Below are 6483 nucleotides of genomic sequence, written 5' to 3' on the forward strand. Positions count from 1 at the left end.
CCTTTGATGACCTGATGAATAAATTTCTGCTTTACATGGGCTATTGTCAGCTGATGCGCTAGACTCTTTTTGACCTCATCCCAATCGTCATGGAGAGAACAATGAGACAGTTAATTCTACTCGGTATGGCAAGTTTTAGTGTCCTACTTGGCTGTACCGAGCAGGTTGACCAACCCTCCCAGGAAGCGCCACTTCGCTATGTTCGTACACTCGAAGTAAACCAGGCAGGCAATAACCTGTTTCGTGAATTGCCGGGTGTAGTTGCGGCCAATAGAGAGGCTGAGCTGTCATTTCGCATTGCAGGGAAAGTGGTTGAGTTGTCTGTTAAGGAAGGCGATTCAGTAACCAAAGGGCAATTGTTGGCAAGCCTAGACGATGCGGACATTAACATTCAGCTGAAAAGTGCGCAGGCGGCGTTTAACAAAGCACAAGCAGACTTTACGCGCGGACAGGCATTAGTGGGGAATGGCACGATTTCTCAAGCCGAATACAATCAATTAGAGTCTGCCCTGGCAGCCGCTGAAGCAACGTTAGAATCGACCAAACAAAACATACTCTACACAACCCTCAAAGCCCCATTCGATGGCATCATTGCCAAACGTAATATCGACAACTTCGAAGAAGTTCAGGCCAAGCAAAGTATCTTTGTACTGCAGGATGTCTCCAGTATCGACATAAAAGTGGATATACCAGAGAGCATCATGATCCTCACCAGTGAAGATACACGACCAGATGTTGTGGCCATGTTCGACGCTATCCCCGATAAAATGTTTCCGCTTACTATGAAGGAAATCGCCACGCAGGCAGATAAAGAGACCAATACTTATGAGGTCACTATGAGTATGCCAAAAGTAGAGGGGTATAACATATTGCCTGGCATGTCTGTGACTGCAAGGGCAACACAGCAAGTAGGTCAGGGAAATACTGCATCAAGCTCAATATTTGTTCCCGCCCATGCTGTATTGGAAGATACCGACGGCCGTTATGTATTTATTGCGAGAGCGACTACACCAGGTAAAGCAAACGTTGAACGTCGCAGTGTAGTGACCGGTTCACTTAACAGTCTGGGACTGGAAATTGTATCAGGACTGGAAACGGGTGAACGGCTTATTGTTGCCGGTATGAGCAAGATGTATGACGGGCTTGAAGTTCGCTTGGTACAGGAGTAAGTACAGTGAACCTGACAAAGTTAGCGATTGATAATAATCGAATTACTGTCGCACTCTTTATCGCCATAATCGTGTTTGGCTATCTGTCATTCACCACTATGCCAAGGGCATACGATCCTGGATTTATAATACGAACAGCGCAAGTAATTACTCACTTGCCAGGAGCGAGTCCAGAACGAATAGAAGAGCTTGTGTCATCCCAAATTGAAGACAAAGTGAAAGACATCGCTGAGCTTGATTTTGTCACCAGCGAATCCAGAACCGGCATCTCTATTGTTAACGTCAATATCAAAGAAAGTTATAAAGAAATGCGTCCTATCTGGGACGACTTACGTCGAAAAATAGAGGATGTGCAGGGCGACTTACCCGACGGCGTTATTGGGCCCTTCGTGAACGACGAATTTGGGGATGTTTATGGCATTGTGCTGACGATGACTGGTGAAGGGTTTTCTTTTGCTGAATTGGAAGACATTGCCGATGAGATAAAATCTGACTTATTACGGTTGCCAGAAGCGTCTAAAGTCGAAATTTTTGGTGAGCAGGAGCAACGTGTATTTGTTGAGTATAATAATGCCCGGCTGGCTGAACTAGGCATATCCCCCAACCAACTGGCCAACATATTGCAGTCCCGTAATATCGTTATTTCCGGCGGTGAATTCACACTGGGACAAGAACGTATTGCGCTGGAGCCCAGTGGTAACTTTGAAAACCTCGAAGATATTGGCAAAACCATTATTCAAATCAACGGACATTCGCTCTATTTACGTGACATTGCGAAGGTTACCTATGGCTACGTAGACCCTATAGAATCAATTGTTCACAGCAGCGGCACACCTGCATTGGCATTTGCCGTTTCTATGCGCGATGGCGGTAATAACATTCTCCTTGGCGCGCAAGTGAGTGAGGCGCTAGTTGAGTTTACACGAACCTATCCTTATGGCATCGAATTTGATGTTGTGAACTTTATCCCCAAAGAAGTTGATAACAAAGTGAAAGACTTCGTGATCAGTTTGGTGCAAGCGGTATCCATTGTAACAGCAGTCATGTTACTGACACTCGGTATCCGAACTGGGTTAGTGGTGTCCGCACTTATACCTACCGCTATTTTATTTTCACTTATCGTTATGCAGTTTTTCCACATTGGGCTTGATCAAATTTCTCTTGCCGCTCTGATTATTGCGCTGGGCATGCTGGTCGACAATGGCATTGTTATGTCTGAGAATATTTTGGTGCGCATGGAAAAAGGTGAAGATGCACTGGCAGCAGCACTCGGTTCGGCAAATGAAATGAAAATTCCCCTGCTCGTTGCCTCACTCACCACATCTGCGGCGTTTTTACCTATTTACCTCGCAGAATCTGCAGTAGGCGAATTTACCTCGGCCCTGTTTACCGTCGTCACTATCACACTGTTGTGCTCATGGATACTATCGATGACCCTCATCCCTCTATTCTGCATTACGTTTTTGAAGGTTAAAAAAGAAGCAAACACACCGCTAAACTCCAGTTTATACAATAAATACGGCCACGTCCTTACCACCTTCATTCGGCATAAGTACCTTGTAATACTAGCAACAATCGCAATGTTTATTGGCGTGATGAATTTATCGCAATTTTTGCCCAATCTATTTTTTCCACCCTCTGACCGTCCGTACTTTAAGGCCATCATTGAGCTGCCTAGCGGCACTAGCATAGACAAGACACAAGGCATAGTGTCTGATCTCGAAGCTTACATTGAAGATGAATTGACAAAAGAGGCCCGGCAAGATGATGGCGTGACAAATTGGGTAAGCTATATCGGCAATGCCGGGCCACGCTTTTTGTTGTCTCACAATCCTAAACCCAATAACAGCAACTATGCTGCAATGATCATCAATGTGTCTGACTACCAAGTTATTGGCGAACTCATGACGAGTCTCAGACGCTACACGTTCGAAATGCACCCCGATGTAGACCTTAAACTTAGACTGATTGAAAATGGGCCGGCTGTAGAAAACCCCGTTGAAGTGCGATTAATGAGCAAAGATAAGGCCCTGTTGTTTAACCAAGTCGGTGAGTTAAAAACGAAAATGCTCGATATCGGTCAGTTGCAAAATATCTCTGACAATTGGGGACAACGGATTAAAAAATTGGATATTCGTATCGACCAAGCTCGCGCACTTCGTGCTGGTGTAACAAGCCAGGACATCGCAATCTCACTACAGGCCAGCTTAAGTGGGATGGAGCTCACTGAGTTTAGACAAGACGAAGACATCATACCCGTTGTACTTCGCTCTAATGTTGCCACAGAGCGGGAAATAAGTAAGCTTGAATCACTCTCTGTGTACGCACAATCTTCAGGAAAATCAGTTCCATTGAGGCAAGTAGCCGATATTAATATTGTGTGGGATGACGCGAAGATTTTACGACGGGACGGCTTAAAAACCGTTGCGGTTGGTGCACAATTGATGGGCAGTGTTACTGCTGCAGAGAAGTTCGATCAACTTATGCCGTGGCTCGAAGATATGGTTGTTCAAACAGAGGGCTTGGTGCGATTTGAGTTAGGTGGAGAGAGTGAGAGTTCCGGCGATGCAAACCAATCCATCAGGGATAAACTGGGTATCGCAGGACTGATTATCCTGGTGCTACTTGTGGGTCAGTTTAATTCATTCCGCAAAGCAGGTATTGTGCTTGCCACAATCCCTCTAGGGCTTATTGGCGTTATTCTCGGTCTATTGGTAGGCCAGTCATATTTTGGCTTCATGACCTTTTTAGGCATAGTTTCTTTAGCTGGGATCGTCATCAATAATGCTATTGTGTTGCTTGAACGTATTGAGCTCGAAATTGAGCAAGGCGCTGAACACTGCGACGCAATCGTGCACGCAGCAAAGCAGCGAGCGCGTCCCATACTTCTGACGACTGCGACAACAGTACTCGGCATGTTACCACTCTATCTTGGTGGCGGTGCTATGTGGGAGCCAATGGCAATCGCTATAATGGCTGGGCTACTATTTTCAACCGTGATGACTTTACTTGTTATTCCCGCGATGTACGCAATTTTTTACCGAGTAACCGCTCCTTCATAGCATTATTCTGGCTCTTTTTGCGAATCTTTTGGCGTAGTATAAATAGGCCAGATAAGCTGCTCTTTCCAATTTGAATAACGCATGCCCCATACGCCATATTCTTTCGGATAACGTCGAGTTATTTTCGCAGTTCCAAACAACACATCCCAAAGGAAGAGCAGGTTTCCGTAATTGCCTTTGTAGTGAGTAACGTCATCATCACTGCGTAATCCGTGATGTGCGGAGTGAGTAGAGGGTGTTGATATGGTGCGTTCGATAATCCAAGCGGATATGTGTAACCAGCGATATTTGTATAAAGCGCTGTCCCATTTCCATTCTGAATGCGCGCCGATTATCACTGAGAGTTTAACAATGAGATAGCCAGCATAAACGTCTCCAAAACCAAAATATATAAGGGCACCTGAGCACCAAATTGAGGGCATCATGAGGTAGTAAAACAGGTTATTGCGGTACACTATTCTCACACTCATATAACCTGCATTGTGATGTGCTCGATGAAGATTGTAGAGTGCAGGAACACTATGCGAGAGACGATGCCACCAGTACTGTGTCATATCATCAAATACTAGAAAGCAAAGAACTTGAAGATATACGGGAACGTGCGCAAATGCTCCTTCATAAGCGGGTAGTGCAAGATGAAGTAAGACATAAGTAGCCAACAAAATACCAGGCTGCGTAAAAATAAACAGGACCAGTGTGCTAACGGCCTCAACCTTAATATCATCCGAAACCTCCGCCCGTTTGTTAAGGAGTCCGCCGCGGATCGCCTCGGCTAACGCAAAGGCAACTAACACTAGCGTTACCACCACATATTCATGCATAAGTAATCCACACTGTTCACTGATTGATTTTTAATCTACCAATTGTTCTAATGCTGAAAAATATGTTTTTATAGTTTTATGCATCATTCTGCACTTTATCGACTTCCTCAGCCTTTAATAAACGCTATGGAAACTTTTGCGCCAACCGTTCACTATTTAACTGGCGAAGTAATTCATGTGCGTGGAGAACATAAACCAGGTTTGTCGATTGTCAAAAGCGGTACTGTGCGAGTGGGCAATTATGGTAAAGACGGACGTTATTGCATGACCAGGTTACTACATGCGGGCGAAACCTTTGGTGAATTCACGCTTTTCGCTACTCTCCCCAGAACACACAACGCGGAAGCTGCTTCAAACAGTGAAGTCATTCAGTTAGATAAAACGTTGTTTGACGTTTTTTGTAAGGAGCACCCCGAGTTAACCGCGTGGATGTTACGTTCACTTGCTGTAAAGCTCCATGACAGCTTGGAAATGCTCGATGACGTGCGACGCTTACCTCTTCATGTAAGGGCCGCCAAAACCCTTTTATCCTTAGCTAGACAGAGCAACATGACGCGGGTAATCATTAAACAAAATGAGTTATCTGATGTATTAGGAGTGACAGTTTTGTCAGCTCATCAGAGTTTGAAGAAACTGACTTCTATTGGCCTGATTACCATTGGCTATGGCTATATTGATATCGTGTCTCTGGAAACTATTGAGACTTGGACTGAAGAGCAAGCCTCAATTACTGCTGTTTAACTATGCTTAGGCTGATTTTGGAATTTTGACACTTGATGCAACCAATTCAAATACATCACCAGGCTTCATGACGTTGTTTCCGCCTAAATCTTCATTAAAGTGTGTGGCTTGTTCATTAGAAAGGGTCTTTTTTACAAGTTTCCCGATTAATTCTACGGTTTTTCCGCTCGTATCAGTGGGAATGAAAAAGCCATAGTCTTTAAATGACACCCTAATAATGTGCTCACCTTCTTGAGCAATAAAAAAACACCCTTTTTTCTGGCAAACTTTCGCAATCCGAGTAGTGATCCTTACGTCTTCACCTTCTTTCTTTTCAGGTTCCGTCATTAATGCTGAGAGTGAAGTACTTGTGATATTAGTATCAAAAAGTTCTCCAAAGGTTTCTGTTTGCGCGTCTGATGCGACAGGGTCAGACAGCCGTTTCACATCAGCATTAGCGACGGGCAGAATAAAGAGAGAGATACTAATAAAAAGCACATGAATAAGAAATTTCACTTGTATACATCCATAGTTATGAAACGTTTTCCAACACACTAGATGATTCATCAACATGAAGCAAGCTTCAAGCCCAAACAAAAAACCCCGCTAAAGAGCGGGGTTTTTCTTATGCTTTGCAGCTGTGTCTAAATCTTAGTCCAAGATTTTAGATACAACACCCGCACCTACGGTACGGCCACCTTCACGGATAGC

General features: G+C 44.4%; 5 protein-coding genes. 3 read left to right on the forward strand and 2 right to left on the reverse strand.

All coding sequences use genetic code 11. From position 1 onward, the window contains the following. Nucleotides 1-101: 101 nt before the first annotated feature. Nucleotides 102-1169, forward strand: a complete 1068-nt coding sequence (locus DRW07_RS18170) for an efflux RND transporter periplasmic adaptor subunit (protein ID WP_165870549.1) — start codon at nt 102-104, stop codon at nt 1167-1169. A 5-nt stretch (nt 1170-1174) separates the two neighbouring features. Beyond that, nucleotides 1175-4231 carry an efflux RND transporter permease subunit gene (locus tag DRW07_RS18175; protein ID WP_124029376.1) on the forward strand — a complete coding sequence of 1019 codons (3057 nt, stop codon included), beginning with the start codon at nt 1175-1177 and terminating at the stop codon, nt 4229-4231. Nucleotides 4232-4233: 2 nt separating this feature from the next. Here the strand turns inward: DRW07_RS18175 and DRW07_RS18180 are convergent, their stop codons facing one another. After that, nucleotides 4234-5052, reverse strand: coding sequence for a sterol desaturase family protein (locus DRW07_RS18180; protein ID WP_124029377.1), 819 nt, complete (start codon nt 5050-5052; stop codon nt 4234-4236). Nucleotides 5053-5178: 126 nt separating this feature from the next. Here DRW07_RS18180 and DRW07_RS18185 point away from each other — a divergent pair, with 126 nt between their 5' ends. Then, nucleotides 5179-5793, forward strand: a complete 615-nt coding sequence (locus DRW07_RS18185; RefSeq protein ID WP_165870550.1) for a Crp/Fnr family transcriptional regulator — start codon at nt 5179-5181, stop codon at nt 5791-5793. Between the two features lie 6 nt (nt 5794-5799). Here the strand turns inward: DRW07_RS18185 and DRW07_RS18190 are convergent, their stop codons facing one another. After that, nucleotides 5800-6288 carry a DUF4920 domain-containing protein gene (locus DRW07_RS18190; RefSeq protein ID WP_240630738.1) on the reverse strand — a complete coding sequence of 163 codons (489 nt, stop codon included), beginning with the start codon at nt 6286-6288 and terminating at the stop codon, nt 5800-5802. Between the last annotated feature and the right edge of the window lie 195 nt (nt 6289-6483).

It is taken from the genome of Paralteromonas sediminis (assembly GCF_003820355.1).
Lineage (GTDB): Bacteria > Pseudomonadota > Gammaproteobacteria > Enterobacterales > Alteromonadaceae > Alteromonas_F > Alteromonas_F sediminis.

Coding starts and splice junctions, on each gene's coding strand:
- DRW07_RS18170 (WP_165870549.1), top strand. CDS start 102: ATGAGACAGTTAATTCTACTCGGTATGGCAAGTTTTAGTGTCCTACTT.
- DRW07_RS18180 (WP_124029377.1), bottom strand. CDS start 5,052: ATGCATGAATATGTGGTGGTAACGCTAGTGTTAGTTGCCTTTGCGTTA.
- DRW07_RS18185 (WP_165870550.1), top strand. CDS start 5,179: ATGGAAACTTTTGCGCCAACCGTTCACTATTTAACTGGCGAAGTAATT.